Below are 24,278 nucleotides of genomic sequence, written 5' to 3'. Positions count from 1 at the left end.
AAGCAGAAAGTTCGAGAAACCTGTGGGAGCGAGCTTGCTCGCGATGGCGTTGGATCAGTCGCCATCAATGTTGAATGTGATGGCCCCATCGCGAGCAAGCTCGCTCCCACAGGTAATCAGTAATCAGGCGGGAGCCAGCTCAGTGACGACCCGTCCGCTTTCCATGCGCACCAGTTGGTCCGCCACGTCGAAGTAACGGTCATCGTGGGAGATCACAATGATGGTTTTGCCCAGACGCTTAAGGTCCGGCAGCAGCTCGGTATAGAAAATCCGGCGGAAGGTCGGGTCCTGGTCGGCCGCCCATTCATCGAACACCAGCACCGGACGTTCCTCCAGCCACGCATTGACCAGGGCCAGGCGTTTGCGCTGGCCGGTGGAGAGGTCGGTGGTGGTGAAGTTGCCGTCCTTGACGCTGACTTTGTGCGCGATCTCCAGCCGTTGCAGGTATTTGTTGGCGTCTTCGGGGATGTGCGTATCGCCCTGAACCACGTCGTCGAACAGGTAATAGTCAGCAAAAATCGTGGTGAACAACTGGCGATAGTCATCGCGGTTGGCGGCGTCGATCACTTCGCCGTTAACGTGGATTGCACCCTGCTGCGGCGTGTACAGGCCCAGCAGCAGTTTGATCAGCGTGGTCTTGCCGCACCCGTTCTCGCCGACAATAAAGGTGATGTCGCCTTGCTTGATCGTCAGGTTCACCGGCCCGAGCTGGAAAGGTGCAGCACCTTCGGCAGCCGGGAAGCTGAAACGTACATCGGCCAGTTTCAGTTCGTGCACCGCTTGCTTGACGTTGCCTTTATCGCTCAGTAGCAGATGCGGTTCCGGGGTGGAAAACTGTTCCGACAGTTCGGCGATGCGGCGGAAGGCGATTTGCGCGCGGCTGACAATCGGCAATGTGCTGATCAAATGCTCCAGCGGGCCTTTCATATACAGCAGCACCAGCACGAAGCCGCTCATCACGGTTTTGTCGGCGCTCGGCCAGAAGGTTTGCAGGGCCAGGGCCAGGCCGATGACCACGAAGAACAGCATCGAGCCGAACGTCTTGGCGATCACGAAAGTGTTGATCGAACGCACCTGGGTGTTGCAGATGAACTCGGCCGTGGCCTTGATGCCCGAGACGAACATGCGCTGGCGGCGTGGGCGATGAATGCGCAGTTCCTTGGCACCTTCGGCAATCGCGTTGTAGTGCTTTTGCAGTTCATCTTCGGCCTCTCGGGCGGCCATGAATCCCTGCACCCCTTTGCTCTGGGCGTAGGCCTGAATCGCCGTGCCGATCAGAATGGCGGCGACCATGATCAGGAACATCGGCCACGACAGAATGGCCAGGTAACCCATGCAACCCAGGGTCACGGTGACGGAAATGGCCAGCGGCGCAAAGGCGAAAGCGAAGTCGCTGATGGTGTCGACGTCGTGGGTCAGTACCGGGATCAAACGGTGGCTGCGATAGCGCTCGATCTGTTCGATCGGTGCCGACAGGACCTTTTCACCGAGCTGTTTGCGCAGCTTGGCGATGATGTGCTGGCCGACATAGTTGGTGCCGATGTCCGAGCAGATCGAACTGGCCAGCGCCAGCAGGCACAGGCCGGCGAACAGGGCGACGACGCCTTGGGTCAGGCCGGTGTCCGAATGCAGGGCGTTGTTGATGGTCGCCAGCAATACCGTGACGCTCAGGCCGCCAACCATGCCCAGGAAAATGGACGCGGCAACGATGAGCCGAAAGGGTTTCAACAGGGCGAACAATTCGCCGATGGCACCACGGGTAGGCTGGGTCATGGAAGACAGTTCCTTGGGTCGTAAAGGCAGATACCCAGTAGAACGTCTGGTGGAAGGCTTAATTTAGCGGGGTGCCGACTGGCGGCGGGGCGTGCCACACAAAACCCTGTAGGAGCTGCCGAGTTAAACGAGGCTGCGATCTTTTGATCTTGTCTTAAAAAATCAAAGTCAAAAGATCGCAGCCTCGTTTCACTCGACAGCTCCTACACAGCTCCTACGCAGCTCCTATACAGCTTCTACAAAGAACACCGTCATCCAGAAACTTTGGGGGTTGCGGGTTAGAGGTCGCGCACGATGCGGAATCCCATCCAGTCGCCGCGTTCTTGCGGGTACTGGCTGTTGCGGTTGCCGGAGCGCGAGAACACCGGCGCTTCGCCCCAGTCGTTGCCACGAATCCGCACGGCTTCGCATTTTGGCTCGACCCAGGCGCTGCCATCGGTGGGGGCACCGACGTAATCAGGGTGTTCGCAGTCTTCGACCCATTCGTAAACGTTGCCGTGCATGTCGTACAGGCCGAAGGCGTTCGGCGGGTAGCTGCCCACTGGCGAGCTGAAGCTGTAACCGTCCGCCGGACCATAGGTGTTGGCGTGTTTGCTGATGCTGTATTCCTTGCCCTCATCGAACGGGAAGGGGAACGGCCCTTTGCTGCCGCCACGCGAGGCATATTCGCGTTGAGCCTCGCTGACCATGCGGTACGTCTGCCCGGTTTTTTTCGACAGCCAGGCGACGTAGTTTTTCACGTCGTCGAAGTTCATGCACACCGCCGGCTGGCGCGGGCTCTGCGGATAGCGCGGCTTGCTGGCGACGCACTCGCGACCCGGCCGGGTGTCGCCGTTGGCGATGGTCACGCCACTCTCGCGCACGTAGCTGTCCCATTCACCGGCGGTGACCTGGAAGCGGCTCATGGCGAACGGTTTGGCGAAAGTCACGTCATGCATCGGACCTTCATCGGGTTCGCGACCGACTTCATCATCGGGGGTGCCCATGGTGAAGGTGCCGGCGGGCAGCACGACCATTTCCGGGCAGTCCCGGCAGTCCTTGAACACTTTGCCCGGTTGCGCCGTTGCCGCAGCTAGCGCGGTAGCCGGCAACAGGCCGGCCATGAGGGCTGTCAGTGTGAGTGCCTTGAGCGGCAGGGTCAGCAGATCACGGTTCATGAGGTGTCTCGTTCAGAAAAAACTGGAGTCTTGTAAGGTCCAATGTAGGAGTGAGCCTGCTCGCGATAGCGGTGTATCAGGCGAAGTCGATGTCGACTGATACACCGCTATCGCGAGCAGGCTCGCTCCTACAGGGTTCTGCATTAGGCGATCTTGCTCAGCAAGACCATGAAGCGGTCGATATCGTTTTCGGTGTTGAGCAGGCCGGGGGCGATGCGGATCACCGGGCCGACGTCGCGGTCCACCGAGTCGCAGACCACGCGGTTCTCCATCAACTGGACGGCGATTTTTTCGCAGTCGCGATCCTTGATCCGGAAGAAGGTGAAACCGGCCGACAGGTCCGGGCTCTTTGGCGTCACCAGTTCGATCTGCGGGTGCTCCAGCAAGCGGTTTTTCGCATAGGTATTGAGCGCATGGATGCGCGCCTGCACCTCGGCCTTGCCCAGGTCCAGGTGCAGCTTGAAGGCTTCGTCCAGGGCCCAGCGATGCTCGAAGCTGTGATAGCCGCCGGGGGTCATGATGGTCGAGAAGGTGGTGGCTTCGGAGAATGTCGGGATGGTCGGCGTCACGTCCTTGAGCTCGGCCGAACGCGCGCAGATGATCCCGGTACCGCGCGGGCCGAACATCCATTTGTGCGTACCGGCAATGAAGAAATCGCAGTGCATGTCGGGGAAGTCGAGGTCCTCGACGCCGAAGCCATGGACGCCGTCGACCACATACAGGATGCGGTCCTTTTCTGCGCGGTTACGGTTCTGTTCGCCCACCAGTTTGCCGATCTCGCCGATTGGCAGTTTGACGCCGCTGCCCGATTGCACCCACGTCATGCCGAGCACTCGGGTTTCAGGGCGAATGCCTTTGGCAATCGAGCCCAGCACTTCGTCCACGGAAATGCTGTGACTGTGCTCGAACAGCTTGAGCTTGCGAACTTTGACCCCGTCCTTTTGTTGGCGGTAAGCCAGGGCATAGTTAGTGGCGTAGTGTTCGTGTTCGCTGGTGAGGATTTCCTGATCGGGGCGCACATGAATGCCGCCGTAGATCAGTGAAAGGCCTTCGGTGGTGCTGCCGGTGAGGGCGATCTGCTCAGGCTTGGCCTTGAGGTAGCGACCGGCCCAGACGCGCACTTCCTGCTCGCGTTTTTCGGTTTCCCCCAGGTCCCAGTCCATGGCCCGACCGGGGTTGCGGTCGAGGTTGGCGCGGTGCATGTCGATCGCTTCACGCACCGGTCTTGGGTGTGAGGTCACCAGAAAGTTGGCGAAGTGCAGGTAGTCCGGGTCCTGATTGAACATCTGGCGTAGTTGCGCCCACTTATCCTTCGGCAGCGGCGCCGGATTGGCGGCCAGCGCCGGCAGGTTCACGGCTGCGCCCAAGGGCAGGCCGGCCGCGAGAATACCGGCCTGCTTGAGGAATGAACGACGGTTGGTCATGAGCTCGGTTCGCTTCTGCAAAAGAGAGAATCAGTTTTTCGCCACAGGCTTGGAAGACTTCTGCACCTGGTCCCAGACCCGCAGGAAGTTGCCGCCCCAGAGTTTGGCGATATCGGCTTCGTCGTAGCCGCGACTGATCAGCTCGGCCGTTACGTTGCGTGCCTCGCTGACGTCTTTCCAGCCGTCCAGCCCGCCGCCGTCGTTGAAGTCGGAACTGATGCCGACGTGGTCGATGCCGATTTTCTTCACCGCGTAGTCGATCGCGTCGCCGTAATCCTTGAGGGTGGCCTTGGGCTCCTCGTCGACGATGGCATAGAGCTGACTGGCGTACTCGCCGAAACGTTGCTCGGACCAGACGGTGATCACCGGATCGCCCGGCATCAACGCCATCTCCAGACCTTGCAACGGTTGCAGGTCGAAGCGTGCGCGCAGGGCGTTGAGTTTGTCCTGGGTGGCCTGGCTCAGCGGGCGGATGTAGGTCGGGAAGCCGACAATCTGCACCACGCCGCCGCTGTTCTTGATCAACTGCATTTCCTGGTCGCTGAGGTTGCGAGGAATGTCCACCAGCCCTCGCGGCGCCGAGTGGGACGCGACCATTGGCGCACGGCTCAACTGGGCAACTTGCTCCAGCGCCTTGGTCGACATCTGCGAAACGTCGATGATCACGCCGAGATCGTTGAGGCGGTGCACGGCCTGCTTGCCGATCTCCGAGAGGCCGCCGAGGGCGTCGCGGGAATCGTTGAAAAACGGCAACGGCCGGGACGAATCAGCCCAGGCGTTGTTGCCCACGTAGCTGAAGCCGAACATGCGCATGCCGCGCGCCGCCCACTTGTCCAGGGCGTTCAGGTCGGTGCCAAGCGGATAGGCGTTGAGCATGCTCATGAAGATCGCGAACTTGCCTTCGCCGTGCAGGCGTCGGAAGTCGTCGGGGGTGTAGGCGATGGCAACCTGATTGGGGAAGTCGCGAACCAGGGTGCTGATGATTTTGTAGCGGGTTTCCTGCTCGAACCGTGCTTCGTCGACGAAGCCGGCGGTGGGGCGGTGCGGGGCGTTGGCGCCGTTCCAGATTTCCGGCCAGCCAAAGATGGTCAGCGCCGCGCCGGACAAACGTCCACGCCCGGTCTTGACCAGGTCGAACTGCCCGGTACCGTCCTTGTCGGCTTCATTGCCGGCGGTGCCGAAGTCCAGCGGGACGGTGACGTGGCTGTCGAAGGAGAGGATGCGCTCGTGCAGCTCATCGGCCTGTTTCATCACCTTGACCGGGTAGCCGGGATTGTCCTTGAACCCGTAATCCCAGGCTGCAAAGCCTGCACCGGCGCTGATCGCCAGGGCCAGCGGCAGGCCGATGTAAAGAGCCTTTTTCGAACGTGGTTTTGTCATTGCCGTCTCAGTCAGGTTCGCCGTTGGGGGCAGGCGCAGGGGCCTTTGCTATCTGGGAAGAACGAGTGGCTGGCCAAGGAATTTAGGTTGCCTCGAAAAGATCGCAGCCTTCGGCAGCTCCTACATTGGTATGGCGTACACCCTGTAGGAGCTGCCGAAGGCTGCGATCTTTTCGGGTCACCATAAATTTCGGAGGGCAACAAACGTTCTAGCTTGGATAAAGCCTGCTTCATGGCTGACACAGGTAGGGCAATGACGATTTCTCGACGATGGTTCATGGCAGGCCTGGCGCTGACCGGCGCCGCCGTGCCTGCGGCTTTTTATGGGCATCGTGAATGGACGAAACCGGATCCGACGATCACCCCCGGCGAAGCTTCATTCGATGTCGCGGATGTCGCCGGCCAGCACTTGGCGAACACCTTGCGCGGTGTCTGGCAGATCCGTTTCGAAGGTCATGACGCCGGCATCGAAGGCCTGCCACGGGATGGACTGGAGGTGTTTCTCGACATCGGCCACAAAGGGCGCGGCTTGAGCGGGTTCCTCGACACCGCCGAGCGTTTGCGTTCGAGCGAAACGCCGCGCTATCGGTTACTCGGCGATCTGGCCGGCGCCAGACCGGCGCAATTGAGCTGGAGACTGCTCAGCGCCAGCGGCACAGCGGATTATGAATTCAGCATGGCGCTGGACGAAGTCTGGGCCGGTTTCGGCAACGCCGGCAGCGGCACCCTCAGTGGTCGGGTGGTGAATCTGGACCGTCCGCTGATGTTGACGGTGCAGGACAACCGCTTCATCGCCGTCAAGCGCGTGTTCCCCGAAGCTCGCGAGCGCACCGGTCTCAATCCGTCGTTGCTGGCCTGGCTGGTTTCGCCTGAGCATCGGTTGTTTCACCAGCTCTGGCATGCCTCCCGGGACAAGTGGCACACCCTGTCCGAAGACAAACGTGGCGCCCTGCGTGGCATTGGCTGGCAGCCTGGTCCGCGAGACAAGGAGCGTGATGCCCGTGGCGCGCGCAAGGATCGTAACGGCTCGGGCGTGGACTTTTTCTTCATGCACCGGCACATGCTCGGCAAGGCGCGCTCCCTGCAAGACTTGCCGTCCTGGAAGCACTTCCCGCTGCCGCAGCCGGAACTGGCGCGGGATCGCGTTGGGTTCGCCCATTATTTCGACAACCATGACGGCACCGCGCTGCCGCCGACCTGGCTGGCCGACGACGATGCCGAGTACTCGCAATGGGTCAGCGACATCAAGACCGCCGAGACCTACCACAGCAATTTCCAGGTCTGGGAATCGCAGTACCGCGATCCGCGTTACCTGTCGAAATTGACTCTGGGGCAGTTCGGTTCAGAGGTGGAATTGGGGCTGCACGACTGGCTGCACATGCGTTGGGCCTCGGTGCCGCGTGACCCATCCAACGGTCATCCCGTGCCGTTTGCCCGGGATCCGGCGGACTTTTCCGCGCGCTGGTATGCGCCGGAAAACGACTTCCTCGGCGACCCGTTTTCGTCTCATGTAAATCCGGTGTTCTGGCATTTCCATGGCTGGATCGACGATCGCCTGGAAGACTGGTTCCGTGCGCACGAGCGCTTTCATCCGGGGGAGGTCAGTCGGCTTGAGGTCAATGGCGTGGCGTGGTTTGCGCCTGGGCGTTGGGTCGAGATCGACGACCCATGGCTCGGCCCGAGTACCCACGGTTGCAGCACCACGCCGGGGTTGCGGACCGGCAAGTCGGTGGAGATGGACCCGGAAACCATGAAGCTGGCGTTGCGGATTACCTTTGGTGATGACGAGAAGAAACTGGCGGATCTGTTCCGCAAGGTGCCGCAGCGGCCTTGGTATGCGCGGCATTTGAAGGCCAAGCCGGTAATCAGTTAATCAGGAACACCGCGTTATCGTTCAATCGCGAGCAAGCTCGCTCCCACAGGGTTTTATGTGTGCCGCATATTTTGGGCATGACGCATAACCTTGTAGGAGTGAGCCTGCTCGCGATGGCGTACTCATTGGCGGCGCAAATTACAACGCTTGCCACCCCCCACCCAACGCTTTGTACAGCGCAATACTCGCCTGCAACCGCGACAACCGCAGTTGCACATTCAGATCCTGCGCCGCATACAGCGTGCGCTGTGTCTCCAGCACCGTCAGCAAATCCTCGGCCCCGGCCTGATAACGGCTTTGCGCGATGTTGAACGCGGTCTGCGCCTGGTCCAGCTCTTCACCTTGCCACTGCCGCTGTTCGTCCAGTCCGCGAATACTGTTCAACGCTTTTTCCACATCGGCGAAGCCATTGATGATCGCCCCGCGATACGTCTCCAGCAGTTCTTCCTGACGGGCCGTGGCCTTGTCGCGCTCGGCGCTCAGGCGACCATTGTTGAAGACCGGCGCGAGCAGTCCGGCGGTGAGGTTGTAGAAGGGGTTGCGCAGGACGTCGGCGGCGCGGTCGGCACCGGAGCCGATTTCTGCGCTGAGGGTCACAGTCGGCAACATGGCGGCACGGGCGACGGTGACGTCGGCTTGTGCGGCGGCCAATTGCGCTTCGGCGCGGGCGATGTCCGGGCGACGGCTGATCAGCTCGCTGGGCAGGCCAGCGCCAATGGTTGGCCATGACAGTTGATCAAAGCGTTCCTGACCCAAAGACAATTCCTGCACCGGCCGGCCGAGCAGGGCGGCCAGGCTGATCTGTGCGTCCTGAGCCTGTTGCTGCACCAGCGGCAATTGTCGCTGTTGCGCGGCGACCAGACTCTTCTGCTGCGCCAGTTCCAAAGCCGTCGCCGAGCCTGAGTCAAAACGCGTCTGCACCAGTTTCAAAACATTCTGCGCGTTCGCCAGATTCAGCTCTGCAATGCGACTTTGCTCACGCAACGACAAGCTTTGCGCGTAGCTATTGGCCACGCCGCTTAGCAGCGTCAACTCCACAGTCGCCTGATCGAATTCGCTGGCCTGCAAACCGAATTGTGCGCTATCGCGGGAAGCGCGTTGGCCGCCCCAGAAGTCGACTTCGTAAGTGGCGGTGAGGTTGGCGTTAAAGTAATCGACGGCCTTGTTATCGCCGTCGGCATCAAGCTGGCTATAGCCGTTGCCGCGCAATAGTTTCTGCCGATTGGCGTTCAGGCCGGCCTTGACCTCCGGCAGCAGCGAGCCGCCGGCAATCACGGTGTCGGCCTGAGCCTGGCGCACCCGGGCGATGGCGGCGGCCAGATCGTAACTGCCGACCCGCGCCTGTTCGATCAGGCGATCAAGCTCCGGGCTGCCGAACTGCGTCCACCATTGCAGGTGGCTGCGAGTAGCGCTTTGAGTGTGTGGCGATTGCCAGGCGGCGGGCGGCTGGAGACCGCTGTCCGGGCGCTGGGCGGGACTGCCGCAGGCGCCGAGCAACAGGCAGAGGGTCAGCAGGCTGAGTGGCGGCTTCATGGATAGATCATTCACTGGTAAGGGCCGTGACCGGGTCGAGTCGGGCAGCTTTGCGGGCCGGCATGAAGCCGAAGACAACACCGGTGACCAAGGCGCAGCCGAAGGCGCCGAGCACCGCTATCAAGGAGAACGCGACAGCGACTTCGCTGAGGATCAGCACGCCGCCGACGATCAGTGCCAGGGCGATCCCGGCAAGCCCGCCGACCACCGAAAGCATCACCGCTTCGGTGAGGAACTGGCGCAGGATGTCGCGTTGACGGGCACCGGTGGCCATGCGGATACCGATCTCGCGGGTGCGTTCGCGCACGGTCATGAGCATGATGTTCATCACGCCGATGCCGCCCACCAGCAACGAAATCGCGGCAATCGAGCCGAGCATCAGCGACAGCGTATTTTGCGTGCGTGCCTCGGCCTGGATCATCGCCGCGTTGTTGGTCAGTTCGAAATCCTTCTTGCCGTTGTGCAGGCGCAGCATCAACTGTTCGATGGCTTTTTCGGTCTCTTTGACCTTGCGTGCATCGGCGGCGGCGATGGCCACGTATTCGGGGTTGTGTGTGCCAAATAGCCGCACACTTGCAGCGGAGTAGGGGATGGCGATGCGGTCGTCGCTGTCGGAGTCGCCGGAGCTGGCGCCTTTTTCCGCCAGTACGCCGACCACCTGGAATGGCACGTTTTCGATCAGGATGTACTGGCCGATCGGGTTGGCGACGTCCTTGAGCAACTTGGTCCGCACCTTGTGGCCAATCACCGCGACCGCCGCCGCGTTGCGTTCATCGTCCTGGGTAAAGTAGCTGCCTTCCACCACCGGCCAGTTGAAGATCGCCGGGAAGTTAGTGTCGTTGCCGCCGACGTAACTCAAATGGTCGAGGTTGCCGAAACGCACCCCGGCCTCCTGGCCGTTGACCGGCATGATCCGTGTTACTTGCGGCAGGCTTCCCACCGCCGCGACGTCATCCAGGGTGACGATGCCCAGCGGCGTTCGCGGGTTCGGCGACGAACCACTGAGGTAAATGATGTTGGAGCCGAACGCGCCCATTTGCGCCATCACCTGACGTTTGCTGCCTTCACCGACGGCCAGCATGACCACCACCGATGCGACGCCGATGATGATCCCGAGCAACGTTAGTGCGGTGCGAAAGCGGTTGATCCACATCACCCGCCACGCGGCTTGCACGGCATCGACCAGTTCGCCTTTCCAGGCCCCGGTGGCTTCGGCGCCTTCGGTCAGGCGCTTGCGTAAGTCCACCGCTTGCAGCGCGCCAGGGTTGGCCGAGGTCTGTGCTTCGGGATTGTCCCGGGCGCTGTCGCTGATGATCAGCCCGTCGCGAATTTCGATGATGCGTTTGGCCCGGGCCGCGACTTCGCGGTCGTGGGTGATGAGGATCACCACGTGGCCCTGGCTCGCCAGTTCGTCGAGCAGGGTCATGACCTCGGCGCCGCTGTGGCTGTCGAGGGCGCCGGTGGGTTCGTCGGCGAGGATGATGTGGCCGCCGTTCATCAAGGCGCGGGCGATGGACACTCGTTGTTGCTGGCCGCCGGAGAGCTGGTGCGGACGGTTGCCGGTGCGCGAAGCCAGGCCGAGACGGTCGAGCAGGGCGGCTGCGCGGGCGTGGCGTTCGGCGGCCGGTAAGCCTGCGTAGATGGCCGGCATCTCGACGTTTTCCTGGGCCGAGCCGGACGGGATCAGGTGATAACCCTGGAACACAAAGCCAAAGGCTTCGCGGCGCAGCCAGGCCAGTTCGTCGCTGTCGAGTGCGGCGACGTTTTCCCCGGCGAAACGGTATTCGCCCGAGGTCGGACGGTCGAGGCAGCCGAGGATGTTCATCAGCGTCGACTTGCCGGAGCCGGAGGCACCGACGATCGCCACGAATTCCCCGGCATGGATCGACAGGTCGATGCCGCGCAGCACGTGAACTTCCGGTGAATCGCCGCCGCCGTAGGCTTTGCGGATGTCCTGCAGGTCGATCAGGGGCGTCAGCATTCAGCCGCCACTCCCGTCGGCCGGGCCGATCAGCAGGTGATCGCCTTCCTGCAAGCCGTCGAGGATCTGCACCCGCAGGCGATCGCTGATGCCGGTGCGCACGTCGCGCTGCTCGATGCGGCCGTTTTTGGCGACGACCTGCGCGGTCTGATTGTCCGTTCCAGTGCCGGCTTGCAGGGCTGCGATGGGTGCGGTGAGGACATTTTTCGCCTGCTCGGCGACGAAGAAGACTTGCGTGGTCATTTCCGCCATCAGCGCGTTGTCGGCGTTATCGACGTCGAGCAATACGGTGTACAGCACCACGCGAGCGCTGCCGCTTTTGCTCGAACTGGCGGGGCTGCCACCGCCCTGGCTGGTCTGGTCCAGCGGCTTGGGCGGCACCGGCAGAATCTGCCGTACGGTGCTGTTCCAGCGACGGTTGCCGCCGCTGAGGGTGGTGAACCAGGCCGTCATGCCGGGTTTGACGTGACCGATGTCGGCTTCCGATACCTCGGCCCAGACGGTCATCGGCGACAACTTGGCGATGCGCAGAATCAGCGGTGTTTGTTGCTGGGCGTTGAGGGTCTGGCCTTCACGAGCGTCGAGCGCGACGACGGTTCCGCTCATGGGCGCATAGATGCGGGTGTAACCCAATTCCGCCTGATCGCTGCGCAGGCTGGCCTGGGCCTGGCGGATCTGCGCCTGGAACATGTCGATGCGGGCCTGGGTGGCGCGCAGTTCGGCCTCGGCGGTCTGCACGTCTTCTTCGCGGGTGGCGCCACCGGCCTTGAGGTTCTGCTGGCGCTGGAATTTCTGCCGGGCGAGGTCGTGCTGCGCCCGTTGTTCTTGCAGCTGCGCTTTGAGGTTTTCGATGGAGAAACGCCCGGCGTCGAGTTTGGCCTGTTGCGTGGACGGATCGATCTCCACCAGCAACTGGCCTTCCTTCACCACATCGCCGACTTCCACGTGGATCTTGTGGATCTGCCCGGACGCCTGGGCACCGACGTCGACATAACGTCGAGGTTGCAGGGTGCCCAAGGCCGTGACGCTGCTTTCGATGTCGGCACGGGTGACCGGAACGGTGGCGAACTGGTCGCGGCCGGGCGGGATGATCTGCCAGGCGGCGACGGCGATAACGGGGATCAGACAAAGTGCTACAAGCAGGGCGCGTCGGGTCTGTCGGGGACGTTTCATGCAGGGTTCCGGCAATGGGTATCGGCCCGTCGCTCAGCCTGCGCACAACATCGGGCAACAGCAGAGCGCTGTCGGAGGGCCGACAGAGACGGGGAGCTGTCCTGTAAACGATGAAAGGACCGGGGAATTTAGGTGCGTACACAAGGCGTAACACCTGTAGGCCTGTAGGAGCTGTCGAGTGAAACGAGGCTGCGATCTTTTGACTTTGTTTTTTACAGCAAGATCAAAAGATCGCAGCCTCGTTTCACTCGACAGCTCCTACACAGCTCCTACGGGTGGAGGGGTGTACAGGTGCTAGAGCAGGACTATTTTTCGGGCAAGGTGAAGCAATACTTTAAATCTATATGAGAATTACTATAAATTACGCACCTCAAACTGCCACTATCGTGCCACTGCCTATTTCGGCGGTCACCGGTCTGGCTCAAGGACAGAAACCGCACCCCTGCGGCCGGGAGTCATGTTGGAAAACTACTATCGCGAGCTGGTGTGTTTTTTGAACGCCAGGCTGGGCAACCGTCAGGTGGCCGAAGATGTGGTGCATGACGCTTATCTGCGGGTATTGGAGCGCTCCAGCGACACGCCGATCGAACAGCCTCGGGCGTTCCTGTATCGCACCGCGCTCAACCTGGTGATCGACGACCATCGGCGCAATGCCCTGCGTCAGGTCGAATCGCTGGAAGTGCTCGACAACGAAGAGCGCTACTTCACCCCATCCCCCCATCACAGCCTCGATCATGGTCAACGCCTGGAGATGCTCCAGCGCGCATTGGCGGAATTGCCACGGCTGTGCCGCGAGAGTTTCCTGCTGCGCAAGATCGAAGGCCTGTCGCACCCGGAGATTGCCGAACACCTCGGTATTTCCCGCGCGCTGGTGGAGAAGCACATCGTCAACGCCATGAAACATTGCCGCGTGCGAATGCGGCAGTGGGACGCCCATTGATCTCTTCGCTTTAAATTTTTTTTCATTGTCCTCGTTCCTACTCAACAGACGATCTGCTGTCCTGCAAAAGGCCGGTCAGGTCACTTAGGCTTACTCCCCGCGGTTGAGGGGTTCATCCAGAGGACACTGGAAATGACACAGGCAATTGCATCGCCCATCGTTCACGACCTGATCGGCGTCGGTTTCGGCCCTTCGAACCTGGCGCTGGCCATCGCTCTGCAAGAGCGCGGGTCGAGTCAGGGCGAACTGGATGTTCTGTTTCTCGACAAGCAGGCCGATTACCGCTGGCACGGCAACACCCTGGTGACCCAGAGCGAGTTGCAGATTTCCTTCCTCAAGGACCTGGTGACCCTGCGCAACCCGACCAGCCCGTACTCCTTCGTCAACTACCTCAAGCACCACGGCCGTCTGGTGGACTTCATCAACCTGGGCACCTTTTATCCGTGCCGCATGGAGTACAACGATTACCTGCGCTGGGTCGCCGGGCAATTCGAAGCGCAGAGCCGCTACGGCGAAGAAGTGCTGACCATCGAGCCGGTGCTGCACAACCAGCAGGTCGAAGCGCTGCGGGTGATCTCGCGCGATACCCACGGTCAGCAGCACGTTCGCACCGCCCGTTCGGTGGTGGTCAGTGCCGGCGGAACACCGCGCATTCCCGAAGCGTTCAAGGCGCTCAAGGGTGACAGCCGGGTGTTCCACCACTCCCAGTACCTGGCGCAGATGGCCAAGCAGCCGTGCGTGAACAACCAGCCAATGAGCATCGCGATCATCGGCGGCGGGCAGAGCGCGGCGGAAGCGTTCATCGATTTGAACGACAGCTTCCCGTCGGTGCAGGTGGACATGATCCTGCGTGGCTCGGCCCTGAAGCCGGCGGACGACAGCCCGTTCGTCAACGAAGTGTTCTCGCCGGAGTTCACTGATCTGGTGTTCCAGCAGGCGAGCAGCGAGCGCGAGCGTCTGGTCAACGAGTACCACAACACCAACTATTCGGTGGTGGACATCGACCTGATCGAACGCATCTACGGCATCTTCTATCGCCAGAAAGTCTCGGGCATCGCGCGCCATGCGTTCCGCACCCTGACCACTATTGAAAAAGCCACCGCCACCGAGCGCGGCATCGAGTTGGCCGTGCGCAACAACGCCACCGGCGAAGTCACGGTCCGTCATTACGACGCCGTGGTGTTGGCCACCGGTTACGAGCGCCAGATGCACCGCAAACTGCTGGCGCCGCTGGAGCAGTACCTGGGTGACTTCGAGGTAGACCGTAATTACAAACTGATCTCTGACGAGCGCTGCAAGGCTGGCATCTATATGCAGGGCTTCTGCCAGGCCAGCCATGGCTTGAGCGACACCTTGCTGTCGATCCTGCCGATTCGCGCTGATGAGATTGCCGGTTCGCTGTATGACCATGGCAAGGCACGTGGGCAGGGTCGGTCGGTGATGGATTTACTGTTGGCGACTGCCAGCTGAGATTTTCGGCGCCTGCAAAGCCGTCATCGCGAGCAAGCTCGCTCCCACAGTGGATCTTCAGTGAACACAGATTTTGTGTAAGACAGAGACCAATGTGGGAGCGAGCTTGCTCGCGATGGGGCCCTTATTAGCGCCACAAATCTTGAATCCTGAACCCTTCCTGAAGAACCCCGCGATTCCCCCGTCACGCGCCTTCGCTTCGTTTACTCTCCAGAAATCGGGGCGTAAGCTTCGCGCGTTTTCAATCAATAGTGGAGACCCACAGTGGGTACTTGTTCGAGTGACAGTAGTCGGCCGGTTTCGATAACCGGCACCTTCCCGGCAAGATAACGCGCCACTTTTTGTGCCGTTGTCTCGCCGAAAAGCGAGCAGCGGCATCCCGATCGCGGCCAGTCCTGGTCCGTGTCCCGACGTCCCTCTCATCGACGCTGAACCGTGCGTGATGTTCGACTTTGTGTCGTCATCGCGGCGTATCGACACGCCTGCTCGACGGTTTCCCGGCTGACCCTGGGGGAACTGCCATGAACCTGACCCTGCTCAAAGAATTCTTCGCCGGATTCCTGCGCACCCGCCACATCGCCCGTCACTTCCGGCGCCTGGCGCTGCTGGAAAACTTCACCGACACCACGGTCAGCCGCGAGGCGCCGCCCACCCTGGCGCAAACCCTGGTGAGCGCTGCCAACAGCGACACCGGCCCACTGCTGAACAACCTCGGCAGCCACACCGATGGCTTGAGCGAACTCGAAGCCGATGCACTGCGCGTGCAATACGGCCTCAACGAAGTCGAGCACGAACAGCCGCTGCCGTGGTGGACCCACTTGTGGCACTGCTACAAAAACCCGTTCAACCTGCTGCTGACCTTGCTCGCGGTCATCTCCTGGCTGACCGAAGACATGAAAGCCGCCATCGTGATTTTCTCCATGGTGGTGCTCTCGACCTTGCTGCGCTTCTGGCAGGAAACCAAATCCAACCAGGCCGCCGATGCCCTAAAGGCGATGGTCAGCAACACCGCCACGGTGTTGCGTCGGGATGCGCAACGTACCGAACTGCCGATCAAGCAACTGGTGCCAGGCGACCTGATCGTGCTCTCGGCCGGCGACATGATTCCGGCCGATTGCCGGGTGATCGGCGCCAAGGATTTGTTCGTCAGCCAGGCCGCGATGACCGGCGAATCGATGCCGGTGGAAAAATTCCCCCGTCAGCAGGACAGCGACACCTGCAACCCACTGGACCTCGACAACATTCTGTTCATGGGCACCAACGTGGTGTCCGGCACGGCCATGGCGGTGATACTCACCACCGGCAATAACACCTATTTCGGCGCCCTCGCGCAGCGGGTTGGCGCTACGGATCGCGCACCGACTTCGTTCCAGACCGGGGTCAACAAAGTCAGCTGGCTGCTTATCCGGTTCATGTTCGTCATGGCGCCGTTGGTGCTGTTCATCAACGGCTTCACCAAGGGCGACTGGACCCAGGCGCTGCTGTTCGCGCTGTCGATTGCCGTAGGCCTGACCCCGGAAATGTTGCCGATGATTGTCACCTCGACCCTGGCCAAGGGCGCGGTGTTCCTGTCGCGTAAAAAAGTCATCGTCAAACGCCTCGACGCGATCCAGAACTTCGGCGCCATGGACGTGCTGTGCACCGACAAGACCGGCACCCTGACTCAGGACAAGATCTTCCTGGCGCGCAATGTCGATGTCTGGGGCAACGATTCCGATGACGTATTGGAAATGGCCTACCTCAACAGCTACTACCAGACCGGTCTGAAGAACCTGCTGGACGTGGCGGTGCTCGAACACGTGGAAATCCACCGTGAACTGAAAGTCGGCACCGCGTTTCGCAAGGTCGACGAGATCCCGTTCGACTTCACTCGCCGGCGGATGTCGGTGGTGGTCGCCGAGCGCGATCATTCGCACCTGCTGATCTGCAAAGGCGCGGTGGAAGAAGTGCTGGCGGTGTGCACGCGGGTGCGTCATGGCGAGGTCGATGAAGCGCTGAGCGATGAGTTGCTGGCGCGGATTCGTCAGGTCACTGCCACGTTCAACGCCGAAGGACTTCGCGTCGTCGCCGTCGCCGCACGGCCAATGATTGAGGGACGCGATACCTACAGCCTGGCGGATGAACAGGCGCTGACGCTGATCGGTTACGTGGCGTTTCTCGATCCACCCAAGGAAAGCACCGCACCGGCCCTCAAGGCATTGGCCGCTCACGGCGTGGCCGTAAAAGTGCTGACCGGCGACAACGAACTGGTGACCGCGAAGATTTGCCGTGAAGTCGGCCTGGAGCAACAAGGCCTGCTAATGGGCAACGACATCGAGCGCATGAGCGACGCCGAACTGGCGGTAGCGGTGGAGACCGCCAACGTCTTTGCCAAACTCACCCCGTCGCACAAGGAACGCATCGTGCGTTTGCTCAAGGGCAACGGTCATGTGGTCGGCTTCATGGGCGACGGCATCAACGACGCGCCCGCGCTGCGCACCGCCGATATCGGCATTTCGGTGGACAGCGCCGTCGACATCGCCAAGGAAGCGGCGGACATCATCCTGCTGGAGAAAAGCCTGATGGTGCTGGAGGAGGGCGTGCTGGAAGGACGTCGGACCTTCGCCAACATGCTCAAGTACATCAAAATGACCGCCAGCTCGAACTTCGGCAACGTGTTCTCGGTGCTGGTGGCCAGTGCGTTCATCCCGTTCCTGCCGATGCTGCCGATGCACCTGCTGGTGCAGAACCTGCTCTATGACATTTCGCAGATCGCCATCCCGTTCGATAACGTCGACGAGGACATGCTGAAAACACCACAACGCTGGCAGCCAGCGGACGTCGGGCGTTTCATGCTGTTTTTCGGACCGATCAGCTCGATCTTCGACATCACCACGTTTGCCTTGATGTGGTACGTCTTCGACGCCAATACCCCGGACCATCAAACCCTGTTCCAGTCCGGCTGGTTCGTCGTCGGGCTGCTGACCCAGACGCTGATCGTGCACATGATCCGCACACCGAAAATCCCGTTCCTGCAAAGCCGCGCAGCGATGCCGCTGTTGGTGATGACTGGAATCATCATGGCCGTCGGAATCTTCCTGCCAATGGGACCGCTGGCGCACTACTTCAAATTACAGGCGCTGCCGTCGCTGTACTTCGTGTTCCTGCCGGTGATTTTGCTGGCATACATGGCGCTGACTCAGGCGGTGAAAGGGTTCTATATCCGCCGGTTTGGCTGGCAGTAATGCTGCCAAACGTAGGAGCTGCCGCAGGCTGCGATCTTTTGATTTCGATTTTGATCTTCTAGCGCACATTGTCGAGAAGCCAGATCAAAAGATCGCAGCCTGCGGCAGCTCCTACAGAAGTACCGTGTTCGGACGTTGTTTTGACTTTAACTTCCCAGGTCACCGGAAGTTGGGCGCGGTTTTTAGGAAAAGTCCTACAGAAAGCTCGACGGGTCTTCCGTAGCCTTGCGCCCTCACGAATCTGACACTCTCCTGGGGGCCCACGTTGTCGAACAAAGCCTTACGTATCCTGATCGCCGACGAGTTGCATTTTCACCGTATGAAGGTCGAGCGACTGTTCAATCAACTCGACTACTACCGGATAGCGCCGGTGCACAGCCTTGAAGAGTTGTTGACCCTGATCGAATACGGTTGCGAGCCATTTGATCTGGTGGTCGTCAATGCCTCGCTGGCGAGCGGGGCGTTGAACCTGTTCGATTTTTTCCTTGATAACCGACAGGTTCATCACGCCTTGATCTATGACGGTCAGCAAGCGCAACTGCCGCCCATTCCTGCCTGCGTTCAACAGAGGGTTGAGGTGAGCCACGCCATGCTGCCTGATCTGGCGTCCATTCAGCGGCTGATGGCAATCATCGACCCTCGTCTACCGTTCGTCGGCACTGTCATTTCTGTCAGGTAGTTGCGCCCGGTTTTCCATGCAAAAGTCTTTGCGCAGCCGATGCGTTCAACCGGGCCGGGCTCGTGGGCATTGATTGCTCAATCGTCGTTGTTGTTGCACAGGGAGTTGCCATGAAGTCAGTGCTGATTGTGGACGATCATCCGGTGGTTCGCGCCGCAGTCAAAATCGTACTGGTGCAGGAGGGTTTCAAGCAGATACACGAAGCGGCGTGTGGTAATGAGGTCTTGCCGAAGATCCGCGAACACAAGCCTGATCTGGTGGTACTGGATCTGGTGATGCCCTCGCTCGACGGGTTGGATGTACTGGCGCGGATCAAGACCAGTGGGGTGCCCTGCCGAGTGCTGGTCTTCACGTCCCAGGAACCCATGTTTTATCAGGATCGTTGCATGCACGCCGGGGCCGCAGGCTATATCGCCAAGACCAATGACTTGCAGCACTTGCACAGAGCCGTTCACGCCGTGATGGCCGGCTACACCTATTTCGCCCAGCTACCCTCGGCGTCGGTGTCGCTGAACTCGATTCAACTGAGTGAAAAACAGATGATCGATAAACTCTCCGACCGGGAACTGACGATCTTTCAGCATCTGGCCCGGGGCATCAGTAACAAGGCGATCGCTGAAATCATGCACTTGAGTCACAAGACCGTCAGCACCTACAAGACCCGTCTGGTTGGAAAACTCAACGTGGAGTCGGCGGTGTACCTGAGGGATTTTGCCAAGCGTAATCATCTGATCTGAGTGAGCCCGGTCATGCGCGATTGTTTGTGGGCTCTGTTGCTGTTCTGTGGACTGGGAGCACCGGCGACGGCGGCCGATGAGCCAAAGCTTTTGCATATGCTGGGGCATTCCGCGGTGGAGGGTTATCAGGTCCAGCTGGATGAAAAAGACTGGCAGTGGTTGCGTGACAAACGAGTCCTGCGCCTCGGGGTGTCGGGGCCGGATTACCCGCCGTTCGAGATCACGCGCAACGTTGATGAGCTAGAAGGCATCACCGCAGACTATGCCGCACTGTTGGGGCAACTGCTGCACGTGAAAATCGACGTGCTTCGTTATCGCACGCGCGAGGCGGCCATGGATGCGCTCAAGCGCGATGAACTGGACCTGCTCGGCACATCCAACAACTTCGAGGCGGCTGACCCCGAGCTGATCCGATCCAGTGCCTATGCCGAAGATCAGCCGATGCTGGTGACCCGCCTGGACGACTGGATGCCCGTCGATCTCGCGGGCAAACGCATCGCCATGGTCGATGACTACCTGCAGGCGCAGACTGTCGAAGCCTTCTATCCCGATGCGAACCTGCAACGCTACCCCTCGGCACTCGACGCGATCGGGGCGGTGGCGTTCGGGCAGGATGATGTGTACCTCGGGGACTTCATCAGCGCCAATTACCTCATCAATAACAACTACCTCAGTAACGTACGCCTGGTGGGGCCTTCCGGTCTGGACGCCAATCCGTTCGGCTTTGCCTTCAGCCGGGACAACCCTCGCCTGAAGAGCATTGTCGATAAGACTCTGGCGGCGATTTCCATGGATCAGCGCACGGCCATCGAGCAGCGCTGGAGTGCCGGAAGGGCCAACATGGCGGGTCAAGAGCGAGTACGTTTGAGCGCCAGCGAACAACGTTGGCTGGATCAACATCCGACGGTGGAAGTGGGGGCCGTCGAGAGCTTTGCACCGCTGACTTTTTACGATGCACAGGGACAACTCAGCGGGTTGACCGCGCAATTGCTGACGCTGATCAGCCAGCGCAGCGGCTTGACCTTCAAGGTGCAGCGGGGTAACTCCCTCGATCAGCAGATCCAACAACTCAAGGACGGCAAGATCGACCTGTTACCTGTGGTCACGCCCGGTATCGAACGCGAAGTCGATCTGCGTTTCACTCGGGCCTATTTGAACAATCCGTTTGTACTGGTCAGTGCGACTACCCCGGGAAGTCCCAGGACCCTGGATGACATGGCCGGTAAACGCCTGGCGATTTATCGTGGTCATCCGTTGCTCGGGTTCATCCGCGCACGGGCGCCAACTGTACGTCTGGTCGAAGTGCAGAGTCCGGCGCAGGGTATGGAATGGGTGATCAAGGGCCAGGCCGACGGGGCCGTCAGTTCATTGATCGTGGCTCGGTATCTGATCACTCGGCAATACCGCGAGCGTCTGCGGATCAGCAGCACCGTGGGTGATGAGCCGGCGCGTATCGCTCTGGCCACCAGCCGTGGTGCGCTGGAGTTGCACTCGATTCTGAACAAGGCACTGCTGAGCATTTCGCCCCGGGAGATGGATGAGCTGTTAGCCCGCTGGAGCAATGATGTGGTGGTCGATGACAGCTACTGGCTGCGTCATCGTCAAGGCATTCTCCAGGCGTTTGCCGCTGCGGGTGCCTTGCTGTTGCTCGCACTGGCCTGGATCGCCTGGCAGCGTCGGCAGATAACTCAACGCCAACAACTGCTCGGGCAATTGCAGGATGCCAAGAACGCCGCTGACGATTCCAACCGTGCCAAAACCACCTTTCTGGCGACCATGAGTCATGAAATCCGCACACCGATGAATGCCCTGATCGGCATGCTCGAACTGGCGCAGAAGCGAGCGGAAGAGGGCTTCACTGATCGCTCCGCCATCGAAGTGGCCTCCAATGCCGCGCAGCAATTGCTGGCGTTGATCGGCGACATCCTGGACATCGCCCGCATCGAGTCCGGACATTTGTCGCTGACCCCTGAGCGGGCCAATCTACGTACGCTGGTGGAGTCGGTGTGCCGGGTTTTCGAAGGCCTGGCCCGGCAGAAGAACTTGCAGTGGCGGGTCGAATTGGCCGAATACAGCGATCGTGACGTGTTAGTCGACCCCACGCGCTTCAAGCAGGTGCTGTCCAATCTGCTGAGCAATGCGATCAAGTTCACCCGTGAAGGTGAAGTGAGTCTGACGCTGCGAGTAGAGCCCGGTGTGTCGGGGCATCTGGCCGTCAGTGTGCGTATCGAGGACAGCGGCATCGGTGTCAGTGTGGCCGATCAGCAACGACTGTTCAGCCCGTTCGTGCAGGCCGGTAACAGCCGGCAGTCAGGCCAAAATGGCTCCGGTCTGGGACTGGTGATCAGCCGTACTCTGTGTGAAATGATGGGCGGCCGATTGCAGCTCGACAGCGTCCTCGGAGTGGGTACGCAGGTCGACATCAGCTTTGATCTGATTGCGTTGCAACCGTTGGCCAGCAGCGAGCGGGCCGATAGCGGATTGCAGGTGGCCACTCGATTGCTGACGATTCTGGTGGTCGACGATTACCCGGCCAATCGATTGTTGCTTTCACGGCAGCTGAGCTACCTGGGGCATCAGGTGCTGGAGGCTGAGGATGGCGAGCGTGGTCTTGTGAAGTGGCGCGAGCATGAGCTCGATTTGGTCATCACCGATTGCAACATGCCGGTGGTCAATGGTTATGAATTGGCGGGTGCGATACGCGATGAAGAGCGCGCTAATGGCTTGCCACCCACGCTGATTCTTGGGTTTAGCGCCAATGCGCAGCCGGAGGAAAAGATCCGTTGCCTTGAAGCGGGCATGGACGACTGTCTGTTCAAACCGATCCGGCTGGCAGATTTGAGTGCCTGGCTGGCGTCCCGATTTGTGAATGAGCCGCCAGCGCCGGTTGAAGAGCAAGCAACGTCCGAGATCGACTTGACCGGCCTGGAGCTCTACGTCGGTGAAGACCGGACGCTGATCAATCAGTTGTTGCGCGAACTGGCCGTAACCAACCTCTACGATCGCGATGATCTGCTTGCAGCGCACGTCAGTGGCAATCGTCACCGGCTGCAAGACCTGGCGCACCGCATCAAAGGTGGTGCGCGGATGGTTCGTGCAAAACGTTTGATCGAGTGCTGCGAACATCTCGAACGTGCCTGCGCCGAAGGGCGCGCGACGTTGATCGACGAGGCCGTCGATCAATTGCAGCACGCCATGGCTCGCCTGGACCGGAGCCTCAAGGAGGCTGACGCTTAATCCCAGTGGGGCGCGATGCCTTTGGGGCTGGTCAGTCGATGGCCACGATCCAGACCCGCGATCAGCGCCATGTCGGCGTTGCTCAAGGTCATGGCGCAAGCTTTCAGGTTGCTGGCGAGGTTGGCGCGTTTGGTCGATGAAGGGATCACGGCATAACCCAGTTGCATGGCCCAGGCCAGGGTGACGTGTGCCGGTGTCGCTTGAAGGCGATCGGCGATCTGCTGGATCACCGGGTCTTTCATCACTTCGCCATACGCGAGGGTCATGTACGAGGTGATCTGGATGCCCTGGCTCTGCGCGAATTCGACGACCTTGCGGTTTTGCAGGTAGGGATGCAGTTCAATCTGGTTGGTCGAGATGTGCTCGGCACCGACCGCGTCGATCGCCTGTTTCATCAGGTCGACGGTGAAGTTGGACACACCGATCTGCCGGGTCAGGCCCAGTTGTTTGGCTTGGAGCAGGGCGCCCATGAATTCCTCGACCGGCACCTGATCTTCCGGGGACGGCCAATGGATAAGGGTCAGGTCCAGGTAGTCGGTTTGCAGCTTTTGCAGGCTTTCCTTGAGGCTGTCGATCAGGCGATCCCCGGCGAAGTTGGCGACCCAGATCTTGCTGGTGATGAACAACTCGTCACGTGCAATGCCGCTGGCGGCAATGGCTTCGCCGACCTCGGCTTCGTTCTCGTAGATTTGCGCGGTATCGATGACTCGATAGCCCAGTTCCAGGCCAGTGCTCACCGAATCGATGACCACCTGGCCTTGCAAGCGAAACGTACCAAGGCCGAATGCGGGAATAGACATCAATGACTCCAGGGGTTGCAGTGGGAATGGGCAGGAGTATCCCCGGCTGTACCCATGAGAAAAACCGCTGGATCGGCAAAGCAATGTTTACCGCAAGTCATGAATCGGGTCGGCAGAAGTCTCTGTGGTGTTTGATCTGGCGCCTTCGCGAGCAGGCTCGCTCCCACATTGGATTTGCATACACCACAGATCCCCTGTAGGAGCGAGCCTGCTCGCGAAGGCCGCGACTCGGTTTCAGACTTTATCCCCGATTCTCAAGAATCATGCAGGTGGTCGACCCCGTCGCATACAACCGCCCATCCACGTCATAAATCCGCCCCTCGGCCAACGCCGTCGAGCGCCCCAGATGAACAATCTTGCCCTCGGCCCGCACCGGTCCGCTGGCACCGTTCAGCGCACGAACATAGCTGATTCGCAAATCCAGCGTCGTGTAACCCTGGCCCTTTTTCAGCTGCGTATGAATCGCACAGCCCATGCACGAATCCAGCAACGTCGCGGCATAGCCGCCATGCACGCTGCCCAGCGGGTTGTAATGCCGCGAATCCGGCGTGCCCTGAAAGATGAACATTCCGGCGGACCATTCGATCGGGATGAAGTCCATTAGCGTGCCGATGGGTGGCGAGGGCAGTTCACCGTTGCCGATGCCTTCGAAAAACTCGGCGGGTGACAGGGCGCTGACCTCTGCCATGGACAGACTGCCCGGGCCGGCGAGGCGATCGCGCATGGCTTGTTCCTGGGCGATCCATTGGGCGAGCGTGGCTTCGCGGTTCGGGCTTTGCATGGGCATGTCCTCGGGCTGGAGTGGATATTATGGCTGTAATCCAGACCAATATTATGTCCGAAATAAAAACTCCGCTACCCCTGTCGTTACGGGACCTGTAGCCGCTGGCGAAGCCTG

At 60.5% G+C, this 24,278-nt stretch carries 16 protein-coding genes; 7 read left to right on the top strand and 9 right to left on the bottom strand.

The window, feature by feature from the left end; all coding sequences use genetic code 11:
- Positions 1-123: 123 nt before the first annotated feature.
- From VD17_RS21930 to pvdM, 4 genes are all read right to left on the bottom strand, one after another.
- Complete coding sequence (locus tag VD17_RS21930; RefSeq protein ID WP_008152240.1) at positions 124-1,773, bottom strand: cyclic peptide export ABC transporter; 1,650 nt, start codon at positions 1,771-1,773, stop codon at positions 124-126.
- A 278-nt stretch (positions 1,774-2,051) separates the two neighbouring features.
- Positions 2,052-2,930, bottom strand: a complete 879-nt coding sequence (gene pvdO / locus VD17_RS21925) for a dihydropyoverdine dehydrogenase (protein ID WP_046055631.1) — start codon at positions 2,928-2,930, stop codon at positions 2,052-2,054.
- Between the two features lie 143 nt (positions 2,931-3,073).
- Entirely contained in the window at positions 3,074-4,354 is a 1,281-nt protein-coding gene (gene pvdN, locus VD17_RS21920) for a pyoverdine-tailoring periplasmic protein PvdN (protein WP_046055630.1), read from the bottom strand.
- Between the two features lie 30 nt (positions 4,355-4,384).
- Positions 4,385-5,734 (bottom strand): pyoverdine-tailoring dipeptidase-like protein PvdM, encoded by a 1,350-nt coding sequence (gene pvdM / locus VD17_RS21915; protein WP_046055629.1) that lies wholly within the window; start codon positions 5,732-5,734, stop codon positions 4,385-4,387.
- Between the two features lie 252 nt (positions 5,735-5,986).
- On the opposite strand from pvdM, the gene pvdP reads away from it, so the two are divergent.
- Positions 5,987-7,606, top strand: a complete 1,620-nt coding sequence (pvdP, locus tag VD17_RS21910; RefSeq protein WP_046055628.1) for a pyoverdine maturation tyrosinase PvdP — start codon at positions 5,987-5,989, stop codon at positions 7,604-7,606.
- 138 nt (positions 7,607-7,744) lie between these two features.
- Here pvdP and VD17_RS21905 read toward each other — a convergent pair whose 3' ends face one another.
- From VD17_RS21905 to VD17_RS21895, 3 genes are read right to left on the bottom strand one after another with little or no spacing between them, the layout of a single operon-like run.
- Entirely contained in the window at positions 7,745-9,139 is a 1,395-nt protein-coding gene (locus tag VD17_RS21905) for an efflux transporter outer membrane subunit (RefSeq protein ID WP_046055627.1), read from the bottom strand.
- A gap of 7 nt (positions 9,140-9,146) precedes the next feature.
- Positions 9,147-11,120, bottom strand: a complete 1,974-nt coding sequence (locus VD17_RS21900) for a MacB family efflux pump subunit (protein ID WP_046055626.1) — start codon at positions 11,118-11,120, stop codon at positions 9,147-9,149.
- Positions 11,121-12,293 carry an efflux RND transporter periplasmic adaptor subunit gene (locus VD17_RS21895; RefSeq protein ID WP_046055625.1) on the bottom strand — a complete coding sequence of 391 codons (1,173 nt, stop codon included), beginning with the start codon at positions 12,291-12,293 and terminating at the stop codon, positions 11,121-11,123.
- A 457-nt stretch (positions 12,294-12,750) separates the two neighbouring features.
- Here VD17_RS21895 and VD17_RS21890 point away from each other — a divergent pair, with 457 nt between their 5' ends.
- The 6 genes from VD17_RS21890 to VD17_RS21865 all read left to right on the top strand — a co-directional run bounded on the left by VD17_RS21890 (position 12,751) and on the right by VD17_RS21865 (position 22,580).
- Positions 12,751-13,233 carry a sigma-70 family RNA polymerase sigma factor gene (locus VD17_RS21890; RefSeq protein WP_046055624.1) on the top strand — a complete coding sequence of 161 codons (483 nt, stop codon included), beginning with the start codon at positions 12,751-12,753 and terminating at the stop codon, positions 13,231-13,233.
- A 132-nt stretch (positions 13,234-13,365) separates the two neighbouring features.
- Complete coding sequence (locus tag VD17_RS21885; protein ID WP_046055623.1) at positions 13,366-14,703, top strand: lysine N(6)-hydroxylase/L-ornithine N(5)-oxygenase family protein; 1,338 nt, start codon at positions 13,366-13,368, stop codon at positions 14,701-14,703.
- Between the two features lie 521 nt (positions 14,704-15,224).
- Positions 15,225-17,927 carry a magnesium-translocating P-type ATPase gene (gene mgtA, locus VD17_RS21880; RefSeq protein ID WP_046055622.1) on the top strand — a complete coding sequence of 901 codons (2,703 nt, stop codon included), beginning with the start codon at positions 15,225-15,227 and terminating at the stop codon, positions 17,925-17,927.
- Positions 17,928-18,192: 265 nt separating this feature from the next.
- Positions 18,193-18,606, top strand: a complete 414-nt coding sequence (locus tag VD17_RS21875) for a hypothetical protein (protein WP_046055621.1) — start codon at positions 18,193-18,195, stop codon at positions 18,604-18,606.
- A 110-nt stretch (positions 18,607-18,716) separates the two neighbouring features.
- Positions 18,717-19,343, top strand: a complete 627-nt coding sequence (locus VD17_RS21870) for a response regulator transcription factor (protein ID WP_046055620.1) — start codon at positions 18,717-18,719, stop codon at positions 19,341-19,343.
- A 12-nt stretch (positions 19,344-19,355) separates the two neighbouring features.
- A complete protein-coding gene (locus VD17_RS21865) occupies positions 19,356-22,580 on the top strand; it encodes a transporter substrate-binding domain-containing protein (RefSeq protein ID WP_046055619.1) in 3,225 nt (1,074 codons plus the stop codon).
- Here the strand turns inward: VD17_RS21865 and dkgB are convergent.
- Both dkgB and VD17_RS21855 read right to left on the bottom strand, forming a co-directional pair.
- Positions 22,577-23,380, bottom strand: a complete 804-nt coding sequence (dkgB, locus tag VD17_RS21860) for a 2,5-didehydrogluconate reductase DkgB (protein ID WP_046055618.1) — start codon at positions 23,378-23,380, stop codon at positions 22,577-22,579. The genes VD17_RS21865 and dkgB overlap by 4 nt on opposite strands.
- A gap of 241 nt (positions 23,381-23,621) precedes the next feature.
- Entirely contained in the window at positions 23,622-24,161 is a 540-nt protein-coding gene (locus VD17_RS21855) for a PaaI family thioesterase (RefSeq protein ID WP_046055617.1), read from the bottom strand.
- Positions 24,162-24,278: the final 117 nt, after the last annotated feature.

The sequence above is a fragment of the Pseudomonas fluorescens genome, from assembly GCF_000968015.1.
Taxonomy (GTDB): Bacteria; Pseudomonadota; Gammaproteobacteria; order Pseudomonadales; family Pseudomonadaceae; genus Aquipseudomonas; species Aquipseudomonas fluorescens_W.
Note: the sequence above shows the minus strand (reverse complement) of the source record. Positions and strands in the feature narration are given on the sequence as shown.

Bases quoted from the DNA above. Each gene is read 5' to 3' on its own strand.
- VD17_RS21885 (WP_046055623.1), top strand. From the start codon at position 13,366: ATGACACAGGCAATTGCATCGCCCATCGTTCACGACCTGATCGGCGTC.
- pvdP (WP_046055628.1), top strand. From the start codon at position 5,987: ATGACGATTTCTCGACGATGGTTCATGGCAGGCCTGGCGCTGACCGGC.
- VD17_RS21865 (WP_046055619.1), top strand. From the start codon at position 19,356: ATGCGCGATTGTTTGTGGGCTCTGTTGCTGTTCTGTGGACTGGGAGCA.
- pvdM (WP_046055629.1), bottom strand. From the start codon at position 5,734: ATGACAAAACCACGTTCGAAAAAGGCTCTTTACATCGGCCTGCCGCTG.
- VD17_RS21905 (WP_046055627.1), bottom strand. From the start codon at position 9,139: ATGAAGCCGCCACTCAGCCTGCTGACCCTCTGCCTGTTGCTCGGCGCC.
- mgtA (WP_046055622.1), top strand. From the start codon at position 15,225: ATGAACCTGACCCTGCTCAAAGAATTCTTCGCCGGATTCCTGCGCACC.
- VD17_RS21855 (WP_046055617.1), bottom strand. From the start codon at position 24,161: ATGCAAAGCCCGAACCGCGAAGCCACGCTCGCCCAATGGATCGCCCAG.
- VD17_RS21900 (WP_046055626.1), bottom strand. From the start codon at position 11,120: ATGCTGACGCCCCTGATCGACCTGCAGGACATCCGCAAAGCCTACGGC.
- pvdO (WP_046055631.1), bottom strand. From the start codon at position 2,930: ATGAACCGTGATCTGCTGACCCTGCCGCTCAAGGCACTCACACTGACA.
- dkgB (WP_046055618.1), bottom strand. From the start codon at position 23,380: ATGTCTATTCCCGCATTCGGCCTTGGTACGTTTCGCTTGCAAGGCCAG.
- VD17_RS21890 (WP_046055624.1), top strand. From the start codon at position 12,751: ATGTTGGAAAACTACTATCGCGAGCTGGTGTGTTTTTTGAACGCCAGG.
- VD17_RS21870 (WP_046055620.1), top strand. From the start codon at position 18,717: ATGAAGTCAGTGCTGATTGTGGACGATCATCCGGTGGTTCGCGCCGCA.
- pvdN (WP_046055630.1), bottom strand. From the start codon at position 4,354: ATGACCAACCGTCGTTCATTCCTCAAGCAGGCCGGTATTCTCGCGGCC.
- VD17_RS21895 (WP_046055625.1), bottom strand. From the start codon at position 12,293: ATGAAACGTCCCCGACAGACCCGACGCGCCCTGCTTGTAGCACTTTGT.
- VD17_RS21930 (WP_008152240.1), bottom strand. From the start codon at position 1,773: ATGACCCAGCCTACCCGTGGTGCCATCGGCGAATTGTTCGCCCTGTTG.